Raw genomic sequence first — 24,049 nt, 5'->3', positions numbered from 1 at the left:
TCGACCCTTCAGCTCACGATCCACTCGTCGCGCCACTCCGCTGTGACCTGTCAGCGTCCGGCGAAGGCGTTACGAAGCCGCGAGAACAGACCGCCGGGCGCCGCGGCGGCAGTGGTGGTGACCAGATCGATCTGCTCCCCCGACGTCTCGCGATACGCTGAAAGCGCCGCCGACTGTCCGGCGTCGAGCTTGGTCGGTACATGCACGTCGAGGTGCACGTGCAAGGTGCCGCGCACACCGCTGTTCACATGGGGCATACCCTGCCCGCGAACCTTGACCACCTGGCCGGGCTGAGTACCCGGCTCGATGGCGACGGTGATGTCGTCGCCGAGGATCGATGCAACCGTGAACTCAGCACCGAGCGCGGCGTCGGCCATCGGCACCCGCAGCGTGCAGTGCAGATCGTCCTTGTCGCGGATGAAGACGTCGTGCGGACGCTCGGAGACCTCGACATACAGGTCGCCTGCGGGTCCACCACCCATGCCGACCTCGCCCTGGCCTGCCAGGCGGACCCGCATACCGCTCTCGATACCCGCGGGGATGCGCACCGTCATGGTGCGTCGCGAACGCACGCGGCCGTCGCCGCCGCACTTGTGACACGGATCCGGGATGACCTCGCCCGTGCCGTGGCAGGTCGGGCATTCGCGGACGGTCATGACCTGGCCGAGGATCGAGCGCTGCACGGCCTGGATCTCGCCCGCACCCCTACAGGTGTCGCACGTGACGGGCTTGGAGTCGCCATTGGTGCCCGAACCTTGGCAGACGTCGCAGAGGATGGCCGTGTCGACGGTGATCTCTTTGTTGACACCGGACGCGCACTCTTCGAGTGTCAGTTCCACCGATACGAGGGCCGGTTCGCCGGGCTGCACGCGTCCCTTGGGTCCGCGACTTCCGCCGAAGCCACCGCCCCCACCGAAGAACGCCTCGAAGACGTCGCCGAGGCCGCCTCCACCGAAGCCTCCTGCGAATCCACCGGCGCCGGGCCCAGCCAACGGATCACCGCCCGCGTCGACGATTCGACGCTTCTCCGGGTCACTGAGCACCTCGTAGGCGGTGGTGACCTCTTTGAAGCGCTCCTCCTCGTTGGGGTTCACGTCGGGATGCAGTTCTCGGGCCTTCTTGCGATATGCCCGCTTGATCTCCTGGTCGCTGGCACCCTTCGCCACGCCAAGAACTCCGTAGTAGTCAGTTGCCACGCTGTCGTCCGGTCCTCTGTGTCCGGGCCGGTCTATCCGGCCCCGCTATGTACGGTCTCGATTCCCAGCATGCGCCGGGGGTCGATTCCCAGCATGCGCCGGGACTGGGCAGTCCGGCTCGGTGCCGGGAATGTGACGGGATGGTTCGCTGCGCGTCGCGCCGATCAGCGCTCGGCGAGGACCTCTCCCACATACTTCGCAACGGCCGCCACCGAGGCGATTGTTCCCGGGTAGTCCATGCGGGTCGGGCCAACCACGCCAACGCTGCCGAATATCGTTCCCGATGCACCGTACCCTGTGGAGACCACCGAGGTTCCACGGAGGTTCTCGGTTTGCGTCTCCTCGCCGATCTGCACGGTGACGCGGCCCATCCGCTGTGTCGTCGCCAACAACTTGAGCACGACCACCTGCTCCTCGAGCGCTTCGAGCACCGTGTCCATGCCGCCGTTCATCGGAGCAAAATCAGCGGCAGAGCGCGCCAGATTCGACGTTCCGCCGAGCACAAGACGGTCGACGCCGCGTTCGACGAGGGTCTCGACCAGGACGGTCGCGAGCCGGATGACCTCGTCGCGAATATCGCCGGGGGCCTCGTTGGCGAGTTCGGCGACTGCTGCGGACGCCTCCTCGAGACGCTTGCCGTGGAGTGCCGCCGAGAACATGTCACGCAGCCGTGAGATGTCGTCCTCGGAACGGTCGGCACCGAGCGCCACCATCCGCTGCTCGACGCGACCGGTATCGGTGATGACCACCAGCAGCAGACGCGACGGCGACAACGTGACCACCTCGAGGTGGCGGACCGTCGCCGTCGACAGCACGGGATATTGGATGACCGCGACCTGCCTGGTCAACTGTGCGAGCAGGCGCACAGACCTCCGCAGCACGTCGTCGAGGTCGACGCCGCGGTCGAGAACGGACAGGATGGCCCGACGTTCCGCCGCCGACAGCGGCTTGACCTCGCTGATCCGGTCGACGAACATCCGGTAGCCCTTGTCGGTGGGAACACGACCGGAGCTGGTGTGCGGCTGCGCGATGTAGCCCTCCGCCTCGAGCACGGCCATGTCGTTTCGGACCGTCGCACTCGACACACCGAGATGGTGTCGTTCGACCAAGGCCTTGGAACCGATGGGTTCCTGCGTGTCCACGTAGTCGGTCACGATGGCACGCAGCACCTCGAACCGCCGATCGTCGGTCGCCGACACGTCCGCCACACCTCCTCGGGGCCTACTGTGCAATAAGCTTCAGGGCAAATGAGCTCTGGGCAAATGAGCTCTGGGCAATAAACTCAGGCACATACAGTCTGGTCAATCCAGTTCGCAGACTCCATCCTAAGCGACGGCCGACGACGAATCGGGGCCATCGCGCGGGCGTAAGTCGCCGTGAGCCGGCCCGGACTGCTCAGGAGCCGGGACGACTCGAAAGAGAAAGACAGTGAGAGCGTCGGGATGATTTTCAAGGGTGTGCGGGAGGGGAAGCCCTACCCCGACCACGGATTGTCGGTCCGCGGGTGGGCCAAGATCCCTCCTCGTCAGCTACGACTCGACGAACTCGTCACCGTCACCACAGTGCTGGCTCTCGACAAACTCCTCAGCGAGGACTCGACGTTCTACGGCGACCTGTTCTCCCATGTCGTGCGCTGGCAGGGCGACCTCTATCTCGAGGACGGCCTGCACCGCGCGGTGCGTTCGGCGCTCCGGAACCGGCACATCATCCACGCACGGCTACTCGACCTCGACGCCTATGACCTCTCACCGGGCGCTCTACCCCTCGAGGAACAACTCGACGACACCGCCGAGATTCCGACGACGTCGAGCCGTCCGACCCGACCGGTCGAGCCACCTCGAAGCCCCTCCGGCCAGGGCGGCGCGCATCGTCGACCGACCCGCGGCACGGGCTGGTCGACGCCGCCACGCCGACCCTGATCCGACGCTCCCCTACCTACCCGCCCTCACACCTCCATCGTCTTCTCGGTCGGCAGGTCGTAGACGGGACACTCGGCGACTCCGATCGTGTCGCGGGTGATCGCCTCGACGGCCGCCTGCGTTGCCTCCGCATCGTTGACCCAGTTCTTGTAGAAGTCGAACGGGCAATCGGCAACCCCCTTGTCGCCGTCACCACCGGCGAGCACACCGGTGTAGCCGCGATGGAGAAGTTTGAAGAGGTGATTCTGCGACTGGTCGTATTTGCGGGCATCCCGGATGGTCGACAGTGACAGTTGCGCGAACTGGATGCCGTAGTCCTCCTCGCCGCACTCGCCGAGTGTTCGACCGTCGAATCCGATGATCGAGCTGTGACCGAAGTAGGTGTAGACGCCGTCCCATCCGGTGGCGTTCGCGACGGCGACGTAGCAGTTGTTCGCCCACGCCATCGCCTTCGCCATGAGCACCTGCTGGTCCTTGGCGGGGTACATGTATCCCTGCGGACGCACGATGAGTTCCGCACCCTTCATCGCGCAATCGCGCCAGATCTCCGGGTAGTTGCCGTCGTCGCAGATGATCAACGAGATCTTCATGCCCTTGGGACCGTCGGTCACATACGTCTGACCACCGGGGTACCAGCCCTCGATGGGCGTCCACGGCAAGATCTTTCGATACTTCTGCACGATCTCACCCTCGTCATTGATCAGGACGAGGGTGTTGTACGGCGGCTTGTTCGGGTGGTCTTCGTGGCGCTCACCGGTGATCGAGAAGACACCCCAGGTCTTTGCATCACGACACGCCTTGGCGAAGATGTCGGTCTCGTCGCCCGGGATGCTCGCGGCCGTCGCGTACATCTCCTCGTTGTCGTACATGATGCCCATCGTCGAATACTCCGGGAAAACAACGAGATCCATGCCCGGGAGGCCGGTCTTCATCCCGACCACCATGTCGGCGATCTTGTGTGCGTTCTCGAGAACCTCGGCCTTCGTGTGTAGGCGCGGCATCTTGTAGTTCACCACCGCGACGCCGACAGTGTCCGGACTCGATGAGATGTCTCCGTGCCGCATTGTTGCCTCCTCCAGCCTCGTGGGCTTCGACTTTTCTCTTCCACTTGGAAGTACTATCACCGCCAGAGTAGGAGGCAGGGCATTACCGTCGGATTGCGTCGATGTTCGAAGATGGTTACCCACAACAGTTGTGGGCTGTCTTCGACAGCAACACACTGCACGACGCCCGCACATCTGCTTTCATTCGAAAGTAGGTGTGGATCTACGAGACCGAGCGAAGCGACGAACGACGAAGGGACCAACAGTGTCGGGATACCTGTCGCAGAAGGTCGACGACCTCAACTCCGGTCACCTCACCGCGGGACGCGCGCGATCGTTCCGCATGGGCCGAGCGTCGTCGCCCGAGCAACTCTCGGCGTCGCTGCGAGCCGCGATCATCGGCCAGGATCACGCCATCGACGCCGTCGTCCGTGGATTGACGATCGCCGCCGCGGGAATCCGGGATCCCCACCGGCCCATCGCCTCCCTGCTCTTCGTCGGACCGACGGGAGTCGGGAAGACAGAGCTCGCCCGCCGACTCGCCGCCGAGATAGCGGGCGATCCGGACCGACTGTGCCGCATCGACATGAATTCGCTTGCCCAGGAGCACTACGCCGCGTCGCTGTCCGGCGCACCGCCCGGATACGCGGGCGCCAAGGAGGGTTTCACGCTCTTCGACCGAGAGCTGGTGGAGGGCAACATCTCCCGACCGGGCATCGTGCTGTTCGACGAGGTCGAGAAAGCGCACACCACCGTGTTGCGCTCGCTACTGCAGATACTCGACAGCGGCACACTGCGATTGACCGCGGGCACGTCGAGCATCAGCTTTCGCAACAGCGTGGTGCTGCTGACGTCCAATCTCGGATCCGCGGAACTCGCAGCGAAGACCCGCACCCAGAATCCCTCGACATTGCGACGTTTCCTGTCCGGCGTCGGCCGGTCTCCCGACACGACGCACTCCGACGGTGAGCTCGTCGATCGAGCCGTCGAGGAGTTCTTCGATCCCGAGCTCTACAACCGATTCGACGAGATCGTCCGGTTCACCCCGCTCGACGAAGACAACGCGGGAGCCATCGTCGACCTCGAGCTGCGGCGACTGACCGAGACGCTCGGCGACCGCGGAATCACTTGGGCAGCAGATGATTCCGTGCGCCGCTACCTGCTCGCGCACGGCTTCGACAGGGTGTACGGCGCGCGCAATCTCAAGCGCGTCATCCGACGTGAACTGCACGCGTCGGTCGCGCAGGTCATCGTTCATCACGACGCCGACGGCCCACTCTCGATGAGCAGTACGGTTCGTGGCGGCTCGATCGTCACGTCGCAGCAATGACGATGCAGAGACGACAACGCGGGAATCACGCAACGTGGATACGTTCGAGCACGTCGAGGTCGAGATGACGCGCCGCGGCCACGTAGACGTCCTGATCCGTATGACCGGCGCCGAGCCGCAGGGCACCGCGCGAGCCGTCGATCGTCGCACCGCGAGCCGCGGCCTCGAGCGCCGGAACCGCGAGCGTGCCGGCGCGCGTTGCGATTTCGCCGAGCACGTTGATCGCCTCGTAGCAGGACTGACCAATGCTGTTGAGCATCGGCGCGTCGACACCGTGGAATCGGTGGTAGCGGGCACCGAAGTCGAGCGTCGACGTGGTGGCGAGCGAATCGAAATAGCCTGCGGCAGAGTACATGTTGGCAGTCGCCGACGCCCCCATGCCGAGTACCTGGTTCTCCTCGAGAATAGGACTGAATCGCAGACTGATCTCGTCGAGGCCGCGACGGGCGAACGCGCGGCCGAACCGGACGGCGTCGTCGCCGATCAGCAGTACGAGCACCGCGTCGGGACCATGCACCTCCAGCCAGTCGAGTGTCTCGGTGAAGTCCGACGTACCCAGCGGCGTGAAGGTCGATCCCAGGTGCGACATGCCCGCACCGGCCAGGTGCGCCTCGGCGCGCGCCGCGATCTGCCTCGGCCACACGTAGTCGTTGCCGACGACGCACCACGTGTGCGCTCCGAATTGGCGGCGCAACCAGTCGAGTGCCGGCAATACCTGTGCGCCCGGCGACTCGCCGGTCATGAACAGACCCGGTGTGCGAAACTCGCCTTCATGCAGTGCCGCATACACGTAGGGCAACTCGCCGCCGACGTACCGGAGGATCTCCTTGCGCACCGCGGAGATGTGCCAGCCGACGACGGCGTCGATCGCACCTGCTCGCCACAGAGTCGCCACCTCCTGCGCGACGACTGCGGGACGTCGACCCCCATCGACGATCACGAGTTCGATTTCACGGCCCAGAACTCCTCCGCCGCAGCTCAATTCGGCGACGGCGAGATCACCGCAGGCCTCACACGACGGCCCGAAGATGCCCGCGGATCCCTGGACGGGGACCACATAGGCGATGCGTATCGGCAACTCGCGATGGGTCATTGGACTCCCCTGACATCCGCGATCGCGGCCTGCATATGAGCCGCAAGACTACACGCGCATCGACGCAGCGGCGCGCGAACGAAGCCGAGCTCCCGCTACTCCTACGCCTGCTCAGCGCGGCGCGCAGCGTCGAATCCGGCATCTCGGAGGCGCTGTCGGCGGCGGGTGTGACGCCCGAGCAGTGGCGCGTCCTCAGCGTCCTCGAGGCGGGTGGGGGCCGCACCATGAGCGATCTCGCGCAGACCGCGGTGGTGCCGGCGGCCACCGCGACGCGCATCGTCGATCAGTTGGTCTCGAACGGCCTGGTCTATCGCCGCGCCGATCCCGCCGATCGACGTCGGGTCGTCGTGCATCTCAGTGCTCGGGGACGGCGCACGGTGGCGCCGATCCTCGACGCCGAGGCAACGCTCGAGCGTGCGGTTGTCGAGGAATTGGGACCTCGCGGGTACCTCGGCGTTGCGACGTCACTCGACCTGATCGCTCACATTCGACCCGACGACCACGCCGGCACCCCTGACGCGGCCGTCGCACCCCCGGGTTCGCTCAACCGTCCATGAGCAGGATGTCGCGAATCACGCCGTCGGCGAGGAGCCTGCCGCGGTCGGTCAGCACGAGTCGCTCTGCGTCGTCGTCGCGCAACAGCCCCGCCGCGCGTGCGCGCTCCGCCGCCACCAACTCGCCCTCGCTGAGGACCTCGGTGGGCAGTCCCTCACGGCAGCGCAGCGCGAGCATGACCTGCTCTTCGTGCCGATCGGTCGCCGTGAGCGTCTCGGAGTCGTCGACGGCAAGACCGCCCATCTCCAGGGCACGCGCATAGCGCGCGGGATGCTTGACGTTCCACCAGCGCACACCGTTGACGTGCGAGTGGGCGCCGGGACCGATTCCCCACCAGTCGTCGCTGCGCCAGTAGCCGAGGTTGTGCCGGCACTCGCCCGCCGGTGTGCGCGACCAGTTGGAGACCTCGTACCAGTCGAACCCGGCGTCGTGCAGTCGTTGATCGAGCAGAACGTAGCGGTCGGCGAGCACGTCGTCGTCGGGCGCGGGCAGTTCGCCGCGGCGGATTCGACGTGCGAGCGCTGTGCCGTCCTCCACGATCAGCGCGTACGCCGAGACATGGTCGACAGGGGTGTCGAGGACGGCGTCGACGCTGCGGTGCAGGTCGGCGTCCGTCTCACCGGGCGTGCCGTAGATGAGGTCGAGGTTGAGGTGCTCGAATCCCGCTGCCGACGCCTCGCGCGCGGCTGCGACCGCCCGTCCCGGCGTGTGGGTGCGATCGAGTGTCGCGAGCACGTGCGGAGCGGCCGACTGCATGCCCAGCGAGATCCGGGTGAATCCCGCCTCGAGCAGACCGTCGAAGAACGCGGGCGACGTCGACTCCGGGTTGGATTCCGTCGTGATCTCGGCGTCGGCGGCGAGATCGAAGCGTCCGCGCACGGCGTCGAGCAGTCGCCGCAGGCCGTCGGCTCCGAGAAGCGACGGCGTCCCGCCGCCGACGAAGATCGTCGAGACGGGGCGTCGGGGACTCAGCAGGGCTGCCGCGGTGTCGAGTTCGCGGCCCACCGCCGCGAGCCACGACTCGGGCGAGGACGACGAGCCGAGCTCCCCCGCCGTGTAGGTGTTGAAATCGCAATACCCGCAGCGCGTGGCACAGAACGGCACATGCAGGTACAGGCCGAACCCGGTATCCGGATCGACCCGAGAACACGCATCGACGATCGGTTCGGTCACGCGAGCGGGCGCATCGCCCCGCAGCTCGACAATCGTCTCGACATCCACCCGTCCATGATGCTCGCCGCCTCACGTCGACTTCTGTGCGGGGCAGGCCGTCGGCCGACTTTGCCTCAGCATGACGCAAAATAAGTGCAAGTAGACGACGGGTGCCCTCCCGTGGCACTATGGATGGCGTGAATTTCCCCGGGGTGTGGCTCGCAGCACGACGCCACGTCGATTTCAAGCGCGTCTGTAGCGCTAGCTGTCGTCCTTAGACGACGACCGGCCCCGAGAGTTCCCCGCACGCTGCGGGAATGCCGGCAGATACCCGGTGGAACACCGACGGTGTCGCCCGACGGAACACCACCGTTGCGCCCACACGGAACCGCCCAGACACAGCCCAGACCGCGCGAAAGCCGGTGCCCGTGCGCCCGGCATCAGGAGACTTCATGACGTCCACGACAGACATCACGCCCGACAGCGGTGCAGGCTCGAACGAGCAGCCCGGTGACGGCGCGTCGGGTCAGAACGGCGATCGCCGCACGACCCGCGAACGTCCTGCCCGCACCCCCCGTGCGCAGAACGGCGACCGCCCCGCTCGCAAGCCCCGCCCGACCAAGCGTCGCGCGGAGGGCCAGTGGAAGCTCGGGTATCGCGAGCCGCTGAACCCCAACGAGCAGGTCAAGAAGGACGACAACCCGCTCAACGTGCGCGCCCGCATCGAGAACATCTACTCCAAGCAGGGCTTCGACTCGATCGACAAACAGGATCTGCGCGGCCGGATGCGCTGGTGGGGCCTCTACACGCAGCGCGCGCAGGGCTACGACGGCACCTGGACCGGCGACGAGAACATCGACATCCTCGAAGACAGCCACTTCATGATGCGCATCCGGTGCGACGCCGGAGCCCTCAACGTCGAACAGCTCCGCACGCTGGGCCAGATCTCCACCGAGTTCGCCCGCGACACCGCCGATCTGTCCGACCGTGAGAACGTCCAGTACCACTGGATTCGCATCGAGGACGTCCCGACGATCTGGGAGCGCATCGAGGGCGTCGGCCTCAAGACCACCGAGGCGTGCGGCGACTGCCCGCGCATCATCCTCGGGTCCCCGCTGGCGGGCGAGGCCATCGACGAGGTCCTCGACCCGACCCCCGCGATCGACGAGATCGTGCGCCGCTACATCGGCGATCCGCAGTATTCCAACCTGCCCCGCAAGTTCAAGACGGCCATCTCAGGTCTGCAGGACGTCAGTCACGAGACCAACGACATCGCCTTCATCGGTGTCGAGCATCCCGAGCACGGCCCCGGCCTCGACCTCTGGGTCGGCGGCGGGCTGTCGACGAACCCGATGCTCGCTCAGCGTGTCGGTGCGTGGATTCCGCTCGACGAGGTTCCCGACGTCTGGGAAGGCGTCGTGTCGATCTTCCGCGACTACGGCTACCGCCGTCTGCGCGCCAAGGCCAGGCTGAAGTTCCTCATCAAGGACTGGGGCATCGAGAAGTTCCGCCAGGTGCTCGAGGACGAGTACCTGCACCGCAAGCTGATCGACGGCCCTGCCCCCACCCCGCTCACGCAGCCGCGTGACCACGTCGGCGTGCAGAAGCTCAAGAACGGCCTCAACGCTGTCGGGTTCGCGGCCATCGCGGGGCGCGTGACAGGCACCAAGCTCACCGCTGTCGCCGACGCCGCCGAGCGCGTCGGCTCCGACCGCATCCGGTTCACGCCGTACCAGAAGCTCGTCGTGCTCGACGTCGCCGACGACAAGGTCGAGGAGCTCATCGCCGATCTGGCCAAGCTCGGACTCGTCGCACGCGCGTCGAATTGGCGTCGAAACCTGATGGCGTGCAGTGGAATCGAGTTCTGCAAGCTCTCGTTCACAGAGACGCGCAAGCGCTCGCAGGTCCTCGTTCCCGAACTCGAGGAACGCCTGGCAGACATCAACTCCGAGCTCGACGTCCCCATCACCGTGAACATCAACGGCTGCCCCAACTCGTGCGCGCGTTCACAGATCGCCGACATCGGATTCAAGGGCCAGCTCGTCGAGGACGCCGACGGCGGACAGACCGAGGGCTTCCAGGTACACCTGGGCGGCAGCCTCGGCCAGGATGCGGGCTTCGGCCGAAAACTGCGCCAGCACAAGGTGACATCCACCGAGCTCGGCGACTACATCGAACGCGTGGTCCGCAACTTCGTCGACCAACGCGAAGAAGGAGAGCGGTTCGCACAGTGGGCAGTGCGGGCCGACGAGGAGGCATTGCGATGACGACGAGCACCCAGAGCAGAACCGGACGGCGGTTCAGCGAGGACGAGTTGCGTGAGATCGCTGCGCGCGGCGCAGCCGAACTCGGCGACAGCGCGACTCCCGAGGAGTTGCTGCGCTGGACGGCAGAGACGTTCGGCGACAACTTCGTCGTCGCGTCGAACATGCAGGATGCCGCGCTGGTCGATCTCGCCGTCAAGCACGTCGACCGCGCCCTGCTCGACGGCGACCCGGTGAAGGTGCTGTTCCTCGACACGGGCTACCACTTCGCCGAGACCATCGGCACGCGCGCCGCCGTCGAGCAGGTCTACGGCGTCGACATGATCAACCTGACACCACAGCACAGCGTCGCCGAACAGGATGAACTGCTGGGCCGCAACCTTTTCGCCCGCAATCCCGGCGAGTGCTGCAGGCTGCGCAAGGTGGTTCCGCTGAAGGCAGGCCTGGGCAACTACGACGCGTGGGTCACGGGCATCCGACGCGTCGAGGCTCCGACACGCGCCAACGCGCCGCTCATCTCGTTCGACGAGGGATTCGGTCTCGTCAAGATCAACCCGATCGCCGCGTGGTCGGACGAGCAGATGCAGGACTACATCGACGCCAACGGCGTCCTCGTCAATCCCCTTGTCGACGAGGGCTATCCGTCGATCGGCTGCGCTCCGTGCACCGCGAAACCCGAACCCGGATCCGATCCGCGCAGCGGCCGCTGGGCCGGTCGCGCCAAGACAGAATGTGGGCTCCACGCATGACCATCACCGAACCCTCAGCGAGCGCAGGACGTGCCGTGACCGAACCGGACGATTTCACCACTCTCGACGCACTCGAGTCCGAGGCCATCCACATCTTCCGCGAGGTGGCAGGCGAGTTCGAGCGCCCGGTGATCCTGTTCTCCGGCGGCAAGGACTCGACGGTGCTGCTGCATGTGGCACTCAAGGCCTTCTGGCCTGCGCCACTTCCGTTTTCGCTGCTCCACGTCGACACCGGCCACAACCTCCCCGAGGTTCTCGAGTTCCGCGACCAGGTCGTCGAGCGGCACAATCTGCGACTGCACGTCGCCAAGGTCGAGGACTACCTCGCAGACGGCAGGCTCACCGAGCGCCCCGACGGCGTGCGTAACCCGTTGCAGACCATTCCCCTGCTCGACGCCATCACCGAGAACCGATTCGACGCGGTGTTCGGCGGAGGCCGTCGCGACGAGGAGCGTTCGCGCGCCAAGGAGCGGATCTTCTCCCTGCGCAACGCATTCGGCCAGTGGGACCCCAAGCGTCAGCGCCCCGAACTATGGAACCTCTACAACGGTCGCCACGCTCCGGGCGAGCATGTGCGCGTCTTCCCGCTCTCCAACTGGACCGAGCTCGACGTGTGGCGCTACATCACGCGTGAGCAGGTCCTGCTCCCACCGATCTACTACGCGCATGAGCGCGAAGTCTTCAACCGTGACGGCATGTGGATGACGTCCGGCTCGTGGGGTGGCCCGCGCGAAGGCGAAGAGGTGCAACGACTCTCGGTGCGTTACCGCACCGTCGGCGACGGCTCGACGACCGGCGCGGTGCTCTCCGATGCCGCAACCAACGACGCGGTCCTCGCAGAGGTCGCCGCGTCCCGACTGACCGAACGCGGCGCAACCCGTGGCGACGATCGCGTCTCCGAAGCCGCCATGGAAGACCGCAAGCGCGAAGGATATTTCTGATGGCATCGACCACCCAGCACGTCCCCGACCTGCTCCGCATCGCGACCGCGGGCAGCGTCGACGACGGCAAGTCCACGCTCGTCGGCCGACTCCTCTACGACACCAAATCGGTGCTGGCAGACCAGATCGACGCCGTGACCAAGGCATCGGTCGACCGCGGTCTCGAAGGACCCGACCTCTCGCTACTCGTCGACGGTCTGCGAGCAGAGCGCGAGCAGGGCATCACCATCGACGTCGCGTATCGCTACTTCGCCACGCCCGCAAGGTCTTTCGTGTTGGCCGACACCCCGGGCCACGTCCAGTACACCCGCAACACGGTGTCCGGCGCGTCCACAGCCCAGCTGGTCATGCTGCTCGTCGACGCCCGCAATGGTGTCGTCTCCCAGACGCGCCGCCACGCCGCGGTCATGGCGTTGCTCGGTGTGCCGCAGCTCGTGTTGGCGGTCAACAAGATCGACCTCGTCGACGACGCCGCGTCGGTGTTCGCGGACATCTCCGCGGAGTTCGGTGAGCTGACCCGCACGCTCGGCTGGTCGCCCGAGCAGGTGACCTCGATTCCCGTGTCGGCACTGCACGGCGACAACGTCGCCATCCGTTCGGAGAACACGCCGTTCTACGACGGCCCCACGCTGATCGAGCATCTCGAGACCGTGCCGAACGCCGTCGAACGCCACGACGAGGTCGGACTCCGCTTCCCCGTGCAGTACGTCATCCGACCGCGCACCCCCGAGTACCCCGACTACCGCGGATACGCCGGACAGATCGCCGCCGGGCGTGTGTCCGTCGGCGACGAGGTCACCGTTCTGCCCTCCGGCGTGCGCACCACCGTCACCCAGATCGACACCGCCGACGGCCAATTGGCAACGGCGCACACCGGCCGCAGCGTCACCCTGCTGCTCGCAGACGACGTCGACATCTCGCGCGGCGACCTCATCGCCGCCGTTGCCGACGCCCCGGAGCCGATCGCTCAGTTCACCGCGACGGTGTGCTGGCTGGCCGAGAAGCCACTGCGTCCCGGCGCGCGGCTACTCCTCAAGCACGGCACCAAGACCACGCAGGCCATTGTCGGTGGGCTCGACGCCCTGTTCGACGAGCAGAACCTCACACTCGTCGACGCCCCGGACACCGTGGAGCTCAACCAGATCGGCCGTATAACGGTGCAGACCGCGGAGCCGATCCCCGCGGACGACTACCAGGTGAGTCGCGAATCGGGCAGCTTCCTGCTGATCGATCCGCAGGGCGGCAACACCCTCGCGGCAGGCCTGGTGGGCGACGCGCTGTCGACGCTGCACCTCAAAGAGTTGGTGTGACACCGACACTGCTCCTCGTCGCGCACGGTAGCCGCGATCCACGCTTCGGCGACACCGCACGACGCGTACGGTCAGTCGTGGCACGCAGACTACCGTGCGTCGACGTCCAGCTCGGCTTCCTCGATCTCGATACCCCTTCTGTCGCAGCACAACTGGCGGCACTGCGGGGCGAGTGCGTCGTCGTGCCGCTACTTCTCGCGCCCGGCTACCACAGCGAAGTCGACCTGCCTGCCCTGGTGGCCGAGCACCGTCGAGCGAGTGTGACGACCACCGACGTCGTCGGAGCGTACCGACTGACCGACGCACTCGCGGATCGACTCGACGAGGCGGGCGCACAGCCCGGCGACGGCATCGTCGTGACGGCGGTCGGTTCGACGAATCCCACTGCCGCACATGTGGTTCGACGACGCGCCATCGAGTTGTCGACACGCCTGCACCGTCCGGTCGACGTGGTGTTCGCGACGAAGCTGGGCACCGGAGACATCATGCTGCGCAACGCGATTCGACGACTCCGCACCGCCGGAGCGGAACGCATCGCGCTGAGTCCGTACTTCTTGTCGGCGGGACTGCTCACCGAACGCGTGGAGACCGCGCTCGATCGGCTGGTCTCCGACGCCGTCGTCGCAGGTCCGATCGGAACGCATCCGGTGCTTGTCGACGCGGTCGTCGACAGCTATCGCCGCGCATGCGCCGCCGCGGCAGTCGACATGGACTCTGCCGCAAGCTGAGTCGCCGGCCGCCGCGCCCTCACACTCTCACACCTCGCTGAGTGCAGGCACTTTCGTCGCACGGGCGTAGATGGTCTCCCCCTGCTGCAGGTGCAGCGCGTTGGCGTCGCCGCGGGTGATCTGCGCCTGGAACTCGTCACCGGTCGCAGCGGCGACCAGCTCCACCCTGGTCTCGAATCCGAGGTTCACCACGCGCTGGACCGTCGCCTTGATGACGCCGGTGTCGAGTGAGGCATCGGCCGCGGGAAGCGCGAGTTCGGGGTTGCGTCCGATACGAATGTCGTGCGGGCGCACCAGCTCTCCGTTGAGTCGCACGGTAGAGCCGAGGAACGACGCAACGAACGGGTTGATCGGGCGGTCATAGAGATCATCGGGTGCGCCGATCTGCTCGATCTTGCCCTTGTTGAGCACCGCGATCCGGTCGCTCACGTCGAGCGCCTCCTGCTGGTCGTGCGTGACGAGGACCGTCGTCACCTGCATGTCCTCATGCAAGCGGCGCAACCACTTTCGCAGATCCTCGCGCACCTTGGCGTCGAGCGCGCCGAACGGCTCGTCGAGCAGCAGCACCTTGGGGTCGACGGCCAGCGCACGCGCGAGCGCCATACGCTGACGCTGTCCGCCGGACAACTGCGCGGGAAAACGCTTCTGGAAGACCGTGAGTCCGACGATGTCGAGCAGTTCGTCGACCTTGGCGTCGATGTCCTTCTTGGCGCGCTTACGGATCTTGAGTCCGAACGCGATGTTGTCGCGCACCGTCAGGTGCTTGAACGCCGCGTAGTGCTGGAACACGAAGCCGATGTCGCGCTTCTGCGGCGACGCGCCGGAAACGTCGTCACCGTTGATGACGATGGTCCCCGAGTCGAGGTCGTCGAGACCTGCGATCGCGCGCAGGAGCGTCGACTTACCGCTGCCGGACGGACCGAGCAGTGAGGTGAGAGAACCGGCCGGGATCTCGATCGAGACATCGTCGAGTGCGGCGAAATCGCCGTATCGCTTATTGGCACCAACCACCGAGATGGACATGTCAGACTCTTTCTTTCTCGTGAAGCACCTGTTGCGAATCGATGGACTCGGGAGCATACGGCGGGGTCAGGTGGATGTCGTCGGGTTCGACCTCGTCGTCGCCGGTGGTCGTACTCGCCTCCGCGTAGCGGTTCCGTGCGCGTCGATCGACGAACGACATCGCGACAAGCACGAGCACCGCGACAAGCATCAGGAGCGTCGCGGCGGCGTAGGCGCCGTACTCGTTGTAGTCGTCGGTGTAGCGGGAATGCACGAGCAGCGTCAGCGTCTGCGAGATGCCGGGGTAGTTCGACGACACCATCGTCACGGCGCCGTACTCGCCGAGCGAGCGTGCGACCGTCAGCACGATGCCGTAGGTCAGTCCCCAGCGGATCGCGGGAAGCGTGATCCGCCAGAAGGTCTGCCACCCGCTCGCGCCCAGGGTCGCGGCCGCCTGTTCCTGCTCGGTACCGATCTCGCGGAGGACCGGCTCCACCTCACGCGCAACGAACGGCAGTGTGACGAAGAGCGTTGCCAGAACAAGGCCAGGGAAGCCGAAGATGACGCGGAAGCCCAAGCTCTCGACACCGCCGAACCACCCCCCATATCCCCACAGCAGGATCAGCGCGACGCCCGCGACCACGGGTGACACCGCGAACGGGAGGTCGACGACGGCCTGCAGAACGCCCTTGCCGGGGAATCGACCTCGGGCGAGCGCCAACGCGATGATGATGCCGAAGATGACGTTCAACGGCACGACGATCACCACGATGAGCAGGCTCAGCTGCAACGCCGAGATCGCGGCCGGCGTGGTGATCCATTCCCAGAACTGGCCGAGGCCGTGTTCGAAGGACCGCCAGAAGATCAGTGCCACGGGAACGATCAGGAGAACGAACAGGTACACGAGCGCGATGGTGCGGAGCCCGTAGCGGGTCGTCGCCGATAGTTTCATCGGTCCAGTTCCTCACGCTTGGTCTGGCGCCGACCGACGATACGCAGCACCAGAAGTGCGACGAAGGCGATCAGCAGGAGTACGACCGAGATGGCTGCGGCGTTGACCGGCTCGTCGATCTCGATCTGCTGCTGGATGTACTGCGAGGCGACCTGGGTGTCGCCGGGGATGTTTCCGCCGATGAGGACGACAGAACCGAACTCACCGATCGCACGGGTGAATGCGAGGCCCGCACCCGTGAGGATCGCGGGAAGCAGCGAGGGCAGCACGATCTTGCGGAAGATGGTGCCGTTCCGTGCCCCGAGAACCGCCGCGGCCTCTTCGACGTCGGTGTCGAGTTCGATCAACACCGGCTGCACCTGGCGGACGACGAACGGCAACGTGACGAACGTCAGCGCGATGATCAACGCGGGCTTCGTCGCCGCGAGATGGATGTCGATTGGACTGTTCGGCCCGTACAGCGAGAGCAGCACGAGGCTGGCCACGATGGTCGGCAGTGCGAACGGTAGATCGATGATCGCGTTGACAAAGCCCTTGCCGCGGAAGTCATCTCGCACCAGCACCCAGGCGATGATGGTGCCGAACACGACGTTGATGAGGGCGGCAACGATAGAGACGAGGACGGTGATCCAGATCGCATCGATCGCGTTCTCCGCAGTGACCGCATCCCAGAAGCCGCTCCAGCCGTCGTCGAAGGACTGAACGGTGATGGCGGCCAGCGGCAGCAGGACGATGATGCTCAGCCAGAGCCACGCCGTACCGATTGCCGCGGGACTCACACCCGCGAAGGTCCGTGAGCGACCGAGAAATCCCTTGGGCGGCAGCGAATTCGACGACGCTGCGTGCTGCACCGACGCGTTGTCGGGAGCGCTCGCGACCTCTCCCGCGGCGGTCATTGCTTGCCGCCTTCATTGTAGATCTTGGTGATCGAGCCCTTGGTGCCGAAGAGTGCGTTGTCCACGGCTTTCCACCCCTTCAGGTCTTTGCCCTTGTTCTTGGCCGCGGTGCCTTTACCCAGGGTCTTACCGAGTTCGTCGATTGTCCATAGTTTCGTGATGTCGCCGGGAAAAAGGGGTTTCGTCTCGGCGATCACCGAAGGCACGACCGGACGGAACCCCTGCTTTGCCCAGATCTGTTGTGCCTCATCGGTGAACAGGAAGTCGACGAAAGCCTTGGCCGCCGGCAGGTCCTTCGACGTGTTGACCACGGCGACAGGATTTTCGATCTTGAACGTCTGTGGCGGAATCAGGTACTCGACCTGTGAACTCTCCACCGCTCCGGCGTTCTTGCGCTGCAGCATGATCGCTTCGTTCTCGTAGCTGATCAGCACGTCGCCCTGACCCTGCTGGAACGTGGTGGTCGCCTCACGTCCCGACTTCGGGCGCACCTTGACGTGGTCGCGCACGAGGTCGCCGACGTAGTCGAGTCCGGCCTGCGGATTCTTGCCGCCCTCGCTCTTCGCCGCATACGGCGCGAGCAGGTTCCATTTCGCCGAGCCGGAACTGCCCGGGTCGGGGGTGATCACCTGAACACCCGGCTTGAGCAGGTCGTCCCAGTCGTGGATGTTCTTGGGATTGCCCTTGCGAACCACGAGTGCGACGACCGAGCCGAACGGGATGCTGTTGTGCGGTTCGGCCTTCTTCCAGTCCTCGTCGACGAGTCCCGCCTTGACCAGGCGCGTCACGTCGGGTTCGACGGAGAAGTTGACGACGTCCGCCGGCACGTGGCGAGCGACCTTGCGCGACTGGTCACCCGATGCCCCGTACGACGCCGAGAAGCCGATGTCCTTGCCCTCGGGAGTTGCGCGGAAGGCCGGGATGATCTTGTCGAATCCAGGCTTGGGAGTCGCGTAGGCGACGAGATCGAGGTGACGGCTTCCGCTGGAGATGTCGACACCGTCAGGAGTGTCCGTCGAGCCGCCACCACATCCGGCGACCAGTGCAACAGTTAGCGCTAGTAAGCACGCCACAACTGGTAGGCGCCATCTGCGGGCCAGACTTGGACTCACGGATCCTCCACGATGATTCCCGGCTTCGCGGGACGTCGCGGCCGGAGCAGGATCACGCTAGCAACGCCGAGCGCCTCCCCCAAGACGAGATCCGACGCCTCGCAGTCGGTCCGGGCGGATCAGCGCGTGAGGAGCCAGGCGAGCACGACGAGAACGATGAGCGCCAGCAGCGCCCAGGTCACCCGTGACTTCATCATTGCGGTCACAGCCCCTTTCCGTCGTCGTCGGCGAACCGTCGACGATCGAACACGTTCATCACGGCTTCGACCAGCACATTCAGGATGAGTGCGATGCCGATTGCGACTGGGACCACCACTGCGAGAGTGACCAGGAGCTGCGGGACGAACGACAATCCGGTGAGCCACTCCTCCACCGAATCCCACCACGCGAGGAAGCTGTCCATGCCTGTCTCCTCGCGTCTGCCCGGCCTCCGCCGAGTTTGGATCAGTGTGATTCGAATTCCGCGCTCGAGGCTTCACCATCGCATCGCGAAACCAGCTCGAGTCGAGAGCCGCGTTCACGCGGCCACTCGATCGTATCGAAATGCGCCGGACCGGCTCACTCCCCCTCTGCCCGAGTGGGTCAGCTCGCGGCCGCCGCGCCTGCGTCACCAGACGCGGGCGCGGTCTCCAGGCGCAAGCTCCGGTGCGTCACCTTCCGATACACGATCTCCACGACGAAGCTCGCAATCAGTACGACGATGAGGGTGATCCACGTACTCGCGGGTCCGGTGTGGATCGCGTATCCGAGCAGAAGGCAGAACAACGCGAGATTGAGGGTGACCGCCGCGATCAACAGCCATGCCTTTGCGCCCGTCTGGTGACGGACCCGCATGTGGCCGACGCTGACCGCCCCGTAGACGATCAAGAAGGCGAGACTCGCCATCTGCCCGACCGACGACAGCGGAAAGAAGACGACGAATGCGCAGGTGAGCGCACCAGCCATCAAGAGTCCCCACGTACCGCTGCGCCACACCCCACGCGCGAAGTCGGCAGGCATCTCACCGGACTTGGCGACGGTGAAGGCAAGGTTGGCGTCTCCGAACAACGTGGCGTTGACGCCGGATGCGGTGGCGAGCAGCGCTGCGGCACCGATCACGATGAACCCGACCTGTCCGAGCACCGCACGCCCGGCGTCGGAAAGCACATGGCCCTGGTTCGCCTCGATCTCGGGGAGCGTCATCACCATGACGATCAGAGAGCTGATCACGACATAGATGACGATCACAATGAACAGCGCCTGATACATGGCACGCGGAAGCTCTTTGGCGGGGTTCTTCATGTCGCCTGCGGAGTTCGTCACGACGCCGAATCCCTCGTAGGTGACATAGAGCAGACCGGCAGCGAAGAAGATGCCGATCACACCTTCTCCACCGCTCTGCTCGAAGTTCGACCCATCTGCCTTGAACGACGCCGCGACCACAAATGCGACGAGGATGGCCACCTCGATCGCTACGACAAACATCTCAGATCTGCCAACGAGTTTTGACCCGATTGCGTTCACACCGATCAACACGATGACCAGCCCGACGCCGATGGCCTTGCCCGACCAGTCCGGCGTATCGAAGGGCAGTAGGTGCCGTGCATAGCCCGCGAAACCGGAGGCATACAGGGCCATCGCGATGATCCAGCCGAGGAACTGAAAGATGTTGAGCCCGCCCGCGATGACACCGTCGCCGAAACAGCGGATCAGGAATTGCGCCGCGCCGCCGCGACTCGGAAACCGAGCGCCCAGTTTGGCATACGAGTACACGCTGAACAGTGAGACCAGACCACCGCTGAGGAACGCCACCGGAATCCACACGCCCGCTGTGGTCGCGGCGAGTCCGACGAGTGTGTAGAGACCGGCACCCATCATCCCGCCAACGCCGATGGCCGTCGCCGACGCGACCGTGATGGACGCCTTCTGCGAGGAGCCGTTCTGTGACGAACCATTTCGGGAAGAATCCTTGTGGGTCATCGACGTAGGTCCCGCCGCCGATCAGCAGTGACGCGGTCAACACTGCGAGTCATGCGATGCAGTATTGCACAGCTTATTCTCACTGGCAGGCCCTTGCGGGAACGGTTGCGCTAGTGCGGGTTTGAGTCCAATCTCCACGACTCGTACGCGCGCGGATCCTCGATCGGCTCGATATGAATGCTCACCCGCAGATGATCGAGGGCAGCGTGCAGTTCGTCTTCGACGCGCTCGGACACATCGTGGGCACGGTCGACGCTCCACACCCCCGGCACCAGCATGTGCATCTGCACGTACCGCTCGTGTCCCGATTCGCGTGTGCGCACATCGTGAAATGCCACCTCGTCGGTACGGAACCGGTCGAGCACGTCGTTGACCGTCGTGAGGTCGACGGCGGGCAGCGCGGCGTCGAGAAGCCCGTCACCCGAGCGCCAGATGAGTCGCGCCCCGACGACGATGATGTTCACCGCGACGAGGATGGCAACGATGGAGTCGAGCGGCAGCCAGCCGGTGACCGCAACAAGGAACACGCCAACGATGACGCCGACAGTGGTCCAGACATCGGTGAGGAGATGCTTGCCGTCGGCTTCGAGAGTCATCGAGCGATAGCGCCTGCCCGCCCGGAGCAGGATCACCGCGACGGCACCGTTCAGCACGGTTGCGGCGACCGAGATGGCGAGTCCGAGTCCCACCGCCTCCAGTTCGGCGGGATGCAGGAGCCGATCCACCGCGGCCACGATGATCGCGATGGCCGCCACGACGATCAGGATGCCTTCGAACACCGCGGAGAAGTACTCGGCCTTCGCGTGCCCGAAATTGTGTTCTGCGTCAGCGGGTTTCGCGACCACCCGCAGCGCAAAGAATGCGGCGATCGCGGCAGCGAGGTTGACCACCGATTCGAGTGCGTCGGAGAGCAGACCAACCGACCCGCTGACGCGCCATGCGATCAGCTTCATCACGATCACGACCAAGGCCGTGACAATGCTCAGGAGCGCGTACCGCGTCAGATCAGGACGCGAAGTTGCGGATGCATTCGCCACTGACCAATTGGACCACAGGACGGGCGACTCGCGCCGCCATTGAACCGGGCAGCGACGTCAGATCTCCGCAGCGACCATCCCGTCGAGGGCGCCGTAGTACGCCGACGTCAGCAGACGCATCGTCTGGTCCAGCGACAGGCCGCTGGCCAAGAGATCGAGTACCTCGCGTGGATCGAACATCTGGTTATAGAGAAACAACGCGTGATCGAAGTGGGAGTCGTCGATTCCCTTGCTGCGCAATACCGCCCGAATCGGACGCTCCCAGGCGTCACGTACCGTCTGGATCGTCGGGTCGCCCTCGCGAAGTCGGGTGAGGAAGCCCACCGGCCGACGCAACCGGACCATTGCGGGACCGTTGATCACAAGAAGCCGACCGAGTTGAGCGACAACGTCTTCGAACAGCGCCGTGCCGGTTTTCGTCGAATCCTGGCTGTAGTCACGCAGTTCGACGATCACACCCTGCAGATACTCACGGACGAGCGTCTCCAACGAGGGAAAGTAGCGGTAGACCGTCGCGGTGCCGACTCCGGCGCGCTCCGCGATCACCGGAATGCTGACGTTCTCATAGTCGTCGCGCAGCACTTCGCCCGTTGCGACAAGAATCTTCTTACGATTCCGTACGGCGTCCTTGCGCGTCGGCATGGGGGCAGCGGCCGCCATCGCGATACACCTCCCGCCGCATCAACACCCGTCGAACCCCAACCTACCCCAGCTCACGCACCGATCCTCCGGGTCAGATCAGTCGGCGCCGCCGCCCGGGGCAAGCGCCGTCACAGCCCGCGCCGCGCCAACAACGGCTCGATATAGGGCTTGCGTCCGATCAATTCCTCGTGCGCGACAAGCGGGTCGACGCTGTCTCCCCGAGACAGCGTCGACTGTGCGAATCGTCGACCGTTCTCGCGCTGCAGGCCACCCTCGGACAAGAACCACTGCTCGGTGTCGGCGTCGAGGACCTCCGACCAGATGTACGAGTAGTAGCCGGCCGAGTAGCCGCCGCCGAAGATGTGGTTGAAGTAGGTGCTCCGGTAGCGCGGCGGGATCAAGTCGGTCCCGATGCCCGCCGCACGAAGCGCCTGCGCCTCGAAGCCCGCGACGTCGGTGATCGCCTCGGCCTGCGCGGTGTCGAGTTGGTGCCACGCGAGGTCGAGGACGGATGCCGCCAGGTATTCGATTGTGCCGTGGGCAGATTCGGTTCCCGCCGACTCGCGTGCCGCCGTGGCGAGCTCCGCGGGAATGGGTTCGCCGGTCTCATGGTGGCGCGCGTAGTTGGCCAGGACAGACGGGTGCAGCGCCCACATCTCGTTGACCTGCGACGGAAATTCGACGAAGTCGCGCGGCACCGACGTACCCGACTGCGACGGATAGTCGACGGCCGAGAGCAACCCGTGCAGGGCATGACCGAACTCATGGAACAGGGTGGTGAGCTGATCGACGGTCAGCAGGCACTTCTCACCGTCATCGGGCTTCGTCAGGTTCAATACGTTGACCACGACGGGCTGTGTCTGCAGCATCGTCGACTGGTCGACGATGCTGTTCATCCATGCCCCACCGCGTTTGGACGGGCGTGCGAAGTAGTCGCCGAGGAACAGGCCGATGCTGCGCCCGCTCTCGTCGAGTACGTCCCACACACGAACGTCGGGATGGTAGGCGGGCAGTTCAGGACGCTCGACGAAACGCAGCCCGTAGAGCACGTTGGCCGCGTAGAACACCCCGCGGGTCAGGACCGTCTCGAGTTCGCAGTAGTCGGCGAAATCATCAAGCGGGACATCGGATTTCGACCGTGCCGCGCGCGCGAGCCAGTACGTGTAGTCCGCGGCACCGATCTCGGCGTCGCCCGCGAGGACCCGCAAGTCGTCGAGTTCGCGCTCCCCCGCTCGCATCGCCGACTCGCTGAGTTCCCGCAATAGGTCGTCGACGGCCTCGGCCGACGGTGCGGTCTGTTCCGCGATCACGTAGTCGGCGTGATCGCTGTATCCGAGCAACTCCGCACGCCTGGCGCGCAGCCGCACGATCTCCAACACCAATTCGGTTGTTTCGTTGTCGTTTCCGCGAGCGCAGCGGTTGATCGATGCCTCGAAGACGCGGCGTCGAACAGCGCCGTCGGTCAGTTCGGTGAGGACACTCTGGCTGGTCGGCAGTTCGAGGGCGATCAGATATCCACTGTCGTGTCCCGCTTCGGTGGCGGCGCGACGCGCGGCGGCGATCTCACCGGCCGACATACCGTCGAGCGCGGATGCGTCGTCGACGAACACTGCCGAATCGTTGGAGTCGTCGAGGATCTTCTGCGAGAACGTCGTGGTGAGCAGGGCCAGTCGCGACGAGATCTCGCGCATCTCCTGTTGCTGATCGGGCGACAGACCCGCACCGGCGCGCACCGCGCCGCGATAGTGCTTGTCGAGTAGCCGCCGCCGCGGCTCGTCGAGGTCGAGGTCGTCGGCGTCGCCGTGCACCTTCGAAATACGCTCGAAGAGAACGGGGTTCATGGCGATGGTGTTCTGGTGATCGGTCAGCAGCGTCGACAGCTCGCGGCTGATCTCGTTGCGTCTCGGGTTGGTGTCCGGACCGACGAGGTTGAAGAAGATGCCGGCCGCGCGAGCGAGATCGCGTCCGGAGAACTCGACAGCTTCGACGGTGTTGCCGAACGTCGGCGGCTCCGCGTTGTTCGCGATCTCGTCGATCTCCGCCAACTGCGATGCCATCGCGTCGGTGAACGCGGGCAGGAAGTCGTCGTCGGAAATCGAGGCGAAGTCGGGCAGGCCGTGCGGTAGATCGCTCTGCGCGAGAACGGGATTCACGTTGGTTGTACCCATG

Annotated in this window: 23 protein-coding genes; 8 read left to right on the top strand and 15 right to left on the bottom strand. The window is 65.4% G+C overall.

Going from position 1 to position 24,049, the window contains the following annotated elements; genetic code table 11:
- Positions 1–50: 50 nt before the first annotated feature.
- Positions 51–1,196 (bottom strand): molecular chaperone DnaJ, encoded by a 1,146-nt coding sequence (dnaJ, locus tag A5785_RS03880; RefSeq protein WP_049698339.1) that lies wholly within the window; start codon positions 1,194–1,196, stop codon positions 51–53.
- 164 nt (positions 1,197–1,360) lie between these two features.
- Positions 1,361–2,395 carry a heat-inducible transcriptional repressor HrcA gene (hrcA, locus tag A5785_RS03875; protein WP_049698605.1) on the bottom strand — a complete coding sequence of 345 codons (1,035 nt, stop codon included), beginning with the start codon at positions 2,393–2,395 and terminating at the stop codon, positions 1,361–1,363.
- Between the two features lie 243 nt (positions 2,396–2,638).
- Here hrcA and A5785_RS03870 point away from each other — a divergent pair, with 243 nt between their 5' ends.
- Entirely contained in the window at positions 2,639–3,115 is a 477-nt protein-coding gene (locus tag A5785_RS03870; RefSeq protein WP_049698340.1) for a type II toxin-antitoxin system VapB family antitoxin, read from the top strand.
- A gap of 26 nt (positions 3,116–3,141) precedes the next feature.
- On the opposite strand, the gene A5785_RS03865 is transcribed toward A5785_RS03870, so the two are convergent.
- Entirely contained in the window at positions 3,142–4,179 is a 1,038-nt protein-coding gene (locus A5785_RS03865) for an aliphatic amidase (protein ID WP_064864634.1), read from the bottom strand.
- Between the two features lie 244 nt (positions 4,180–4,423).
- On the opposite strand from A5785_RS03865, the gene A5785_RS03860 reads away from it, so the two are divergent.
- On the top strand, positions 4,424–5,488 hold the full coding sequence (locus tag A5785_RS03860; RefSeq protein ID WP_049698342.1) for an AAA family ATPase: 1,065 nt from the start codon (positions 4,424–4,426) through the stop codon (positions 5,486–5,488).
- A 25-nt stretch (positions 5,489–5,513) separates the two neighbouring features.
- Here A5785_RS03860 and A5785_RS03855 read toward each other — a convergent pair whose 3' ends face one another.
- A complete protein-coding gene (locus A5785_RS03855) occupies positions 5,514–6,581 on the bottom strand; it encodes a substrate-binding domain-containing protein (protein WP_064864632.1) in 1,068 nt (355 codons plus the stop codon).
- A gap of 35 nt (positions 6,582–6,616) precedes the next feature.
- Between A5785_RS03855 and A5785_RS03850 the strand changes: the two genes are divergently transcribed.
- Complete coding sequence (locus A5785_RS03850) at positions 6,617–7,138, top strand: MarR family winged helix-turn-helix transcriptional regulator (protein ID WP_064864630.1); 522 nt, start codon at positions 6,617–6,619, stop codon at positions 7,136–7,138.
- Here the strand turns inward: A5785_RS03850 and hemW are convergent.
- Positions 7,125–8,333, bottom strand: coding sequence for a radical SAM family heme chaperone HemW (hemW, locus tag A5785_RS03845; protein WP_442902840.1), 1,209 nt, complete (start codon positions 8,331–8,333; stop codon positions 7,125–7,127). The two genes, A5785_RS03850 and hemW, sit on opposite strands and share 14 nt — an antisense overlap.
- 229 nt (positions 8,334–8,562) lie before the next feature.
- Entirely contained in the window at positions 8,563–8,742 is a 180-nt protein-coding gene (locus tag A5785_RS23435; protein WP_197494610.1) for a hypothetical protein, read from the bottom strand.
- On the opposite strand from A5785_RS23435, the gene A5785_RS03840 reads away from it, so the two are divergent.
- From A5785_RS03840 to A5785_RS03820, 5 genes are read left to right on the top strand one after another with little or no spacing between them, the layout of a single operon-like run.
- Complete coding sequence (locus tag A5785_RS03840) at positions 8,741–10,555, top strand: nitrite/sulfite reductase (protein ID WP_049698345.1); 1,815 nt, start codon at positions 8,741–8,743, stop codon at positions 10,553–10,555. The genes A5785_RS23435 and A5785_RS03840 overlap by 2 nt on opposite strands.
- Entirely contained in the window at positions 10,552–11,301 is a 750-nt protein-coding gene (locus A5785_RS03835) for a phosphoadenylyl-sulfate reductase (protein ID WP_064864628.1), read from the top strand. The genes A5785_RS03840 and A5785_RS03835 overlap by 4 nt, the downstream gene beginning before the upstream one ends.
- Positions 11,298–12,242, top strand: a complete 945-nt coding sequence (cysD, locus tag A5785_RS03830) for a sulfate adenylyltransferase subunit CysD (RefSeq protein WP_064864626.1) — start codon at positions 11,298–11,300, stop codon at positions 12,240–12,242. Before A5785_RS03835 ends, cysD begins: the two co-directional genes overlap by 4 nt.
- Positions 12,242–13,552, top strand: coding sequence for a sulfate adenylyltransferase subunit 1 (locus A5785_RS03825; RefSeq protein WP_064864624.1), 1,311 nt, complete (start codon positions 12,242–12,244; stop codon positions 13,550–13,552). The genes cysD and A5785_RS03825 overlap by 1 nt, the downstream gene beginning before the upstream one ends.
- Positions 13,549–14,280 carry a sirohydrochlorin chelatase gene (locus tag A5785_RS03820; protein WP_064864622.1) on the top strand — a complete coding sequence of 244 codons (732 nt, stop codon included), beginning with the start codon at positions 13,549–13,551 and terminating at the stop codon, positions 14,278–14,280. Before A5785_RS03825 ends, A5785_RS03820 begins: the two co-directional genes overlap by 4 nt.
- 27 nt (positions 14,281–14,307) lie before the next feature.
- Here the strand turns inward: A5785_RS03820 and A5785_RS03815 are convergent, their stop codons facing one another.
- The 9 genes from A5785_RS03815 to A5785_RS03775 all read right to left on the bottom strand — a co-directional run bounded on the left by A5785_RS03815 (position 14,308) and on the right by A5785_RS03775 (position 24,048).
- Positions 14,308–15,303 (bottom strand): sulfate/molybdate ABC transporter ATP-binding protein, encoded by a 996-nt coding sequence (locus tag A5785_RS03815; protein WP_005205094.1) that lies wholly within the window; start codon positions 15,301–15,303, stop codon positions 14,308–14,310.
- A 1-nt stretch (position 15,304) separates the two neighbouring features.
- Positions 15,305–16,234 carry a sulfate ABC transporter permease subunit CysW gene (gene cysW, locus A5785_RS03810; RefSeq protein WP_049698350.1) on the bottom strand — a complete coding sequence of 310 codons (930 nt, stop codon included), beginning with the start codon at positions 16,232–16,234 and terminating at the stop codon, positions 15,305–15,307.
- Positions 16,231–17,130, bottom strand: a complete 900-nt coding sequence (gene cysT, locus A5785_RS03805) for a sulfate ABC transporter permease subunit CysT (RefSeq protein ID WP_082938109.1) — start codon at positions 17,128–17,130, stop codon at positions 16,231–16,233. The genes cysW and cysT overlap by 4 nt, the downstream gene beginning before the upstream one ends.
- Positions 17,127–18,203, bottom strand: a complete 1,077-nt coding sequence (locus A5785_RS03800; RefSeq protein WP_197494615.1) for a sulfate ABC transporter substrate-binding protein — start codon at positions 18,201–18,203, stop codon at positions 17,127–17,129. Before A5785_RS03800 ends, cysT begins: the two co-directional genes overlap by 4 nt.
- Positions 18,204–18,444: 241 nt before the next feature.
- Entirely contained in the window at positions 18,445–18,645 is a 201-nt protein-coding gene (locus tag A5785_RS03795; RefSeq protein ID WP_049698351.1) for a hypothetical protein, read from the bottom strand.
- 179 nt (positions 18,646–18,824) lie between these two features.
- Positions 18,825–20,201: an APC family permease gene (locus A5785_RS03790; RefSeq protein ID WP_064864620.1), complete on the bottom strand. Its 1,377-nt coding sequence runs from the start codon at positions 20,199–20,201 to the stop codon at positions 18,825–18,827.
- Between the two features lie 110 nt (positions 20,202–20,311).
- A complete protein-coding gene (locus A5785_RS03785) occupies positions 20,312–21,238 on the bottom strand; it encodes a cation diffusion facilitator family transporter (protein ID WP_064864618.1) in 927 nt (308 codons plus the stop codon).
- A gap of 57 nt (positions 21,239–21,295) precedes the next feature.
- Positions 21,296–21,898 carry a TetR/AcrR family transcriptional regulator gene (locus A5785_RS03780; protein ID WP_082938110.1) on the bottom strand — a complete coding sequence of 201 codons (603 nt, stop codon included), beginning with the start codon at positions 21,896–21,898 and terminating at the stop codon, positions 21,296–21,298.
- A gap of 110 nt (positions 21,899–22,008) precedes the next feature.
- A complete protein-coding gene (locus A5785_RS03775; RefSeq protein ID WP_064864615.1) occupies positions 22,009–24,048 on the bottom strand; it encodes a M3 family metallopeptidase in 2,040 nt (679 codons plus the stop codon).
- Between the last annotated feature and the right edge of the window lies 1 nt (position 24,049).

The sequence above is a fragment of the Gordonia sp. 852002-50395_SCH5434458 genome, from assembly GCF_001665905.1.
GTDB lineage: Bacteria > Actinomycetota > Actinomycetes > Mycobacteriales > Mycobacteriaceae > Gordonia > Gordonia jacobaea.
This window is presented reverse-complemented; position numbering and strand designations above follow the sequence as displayed.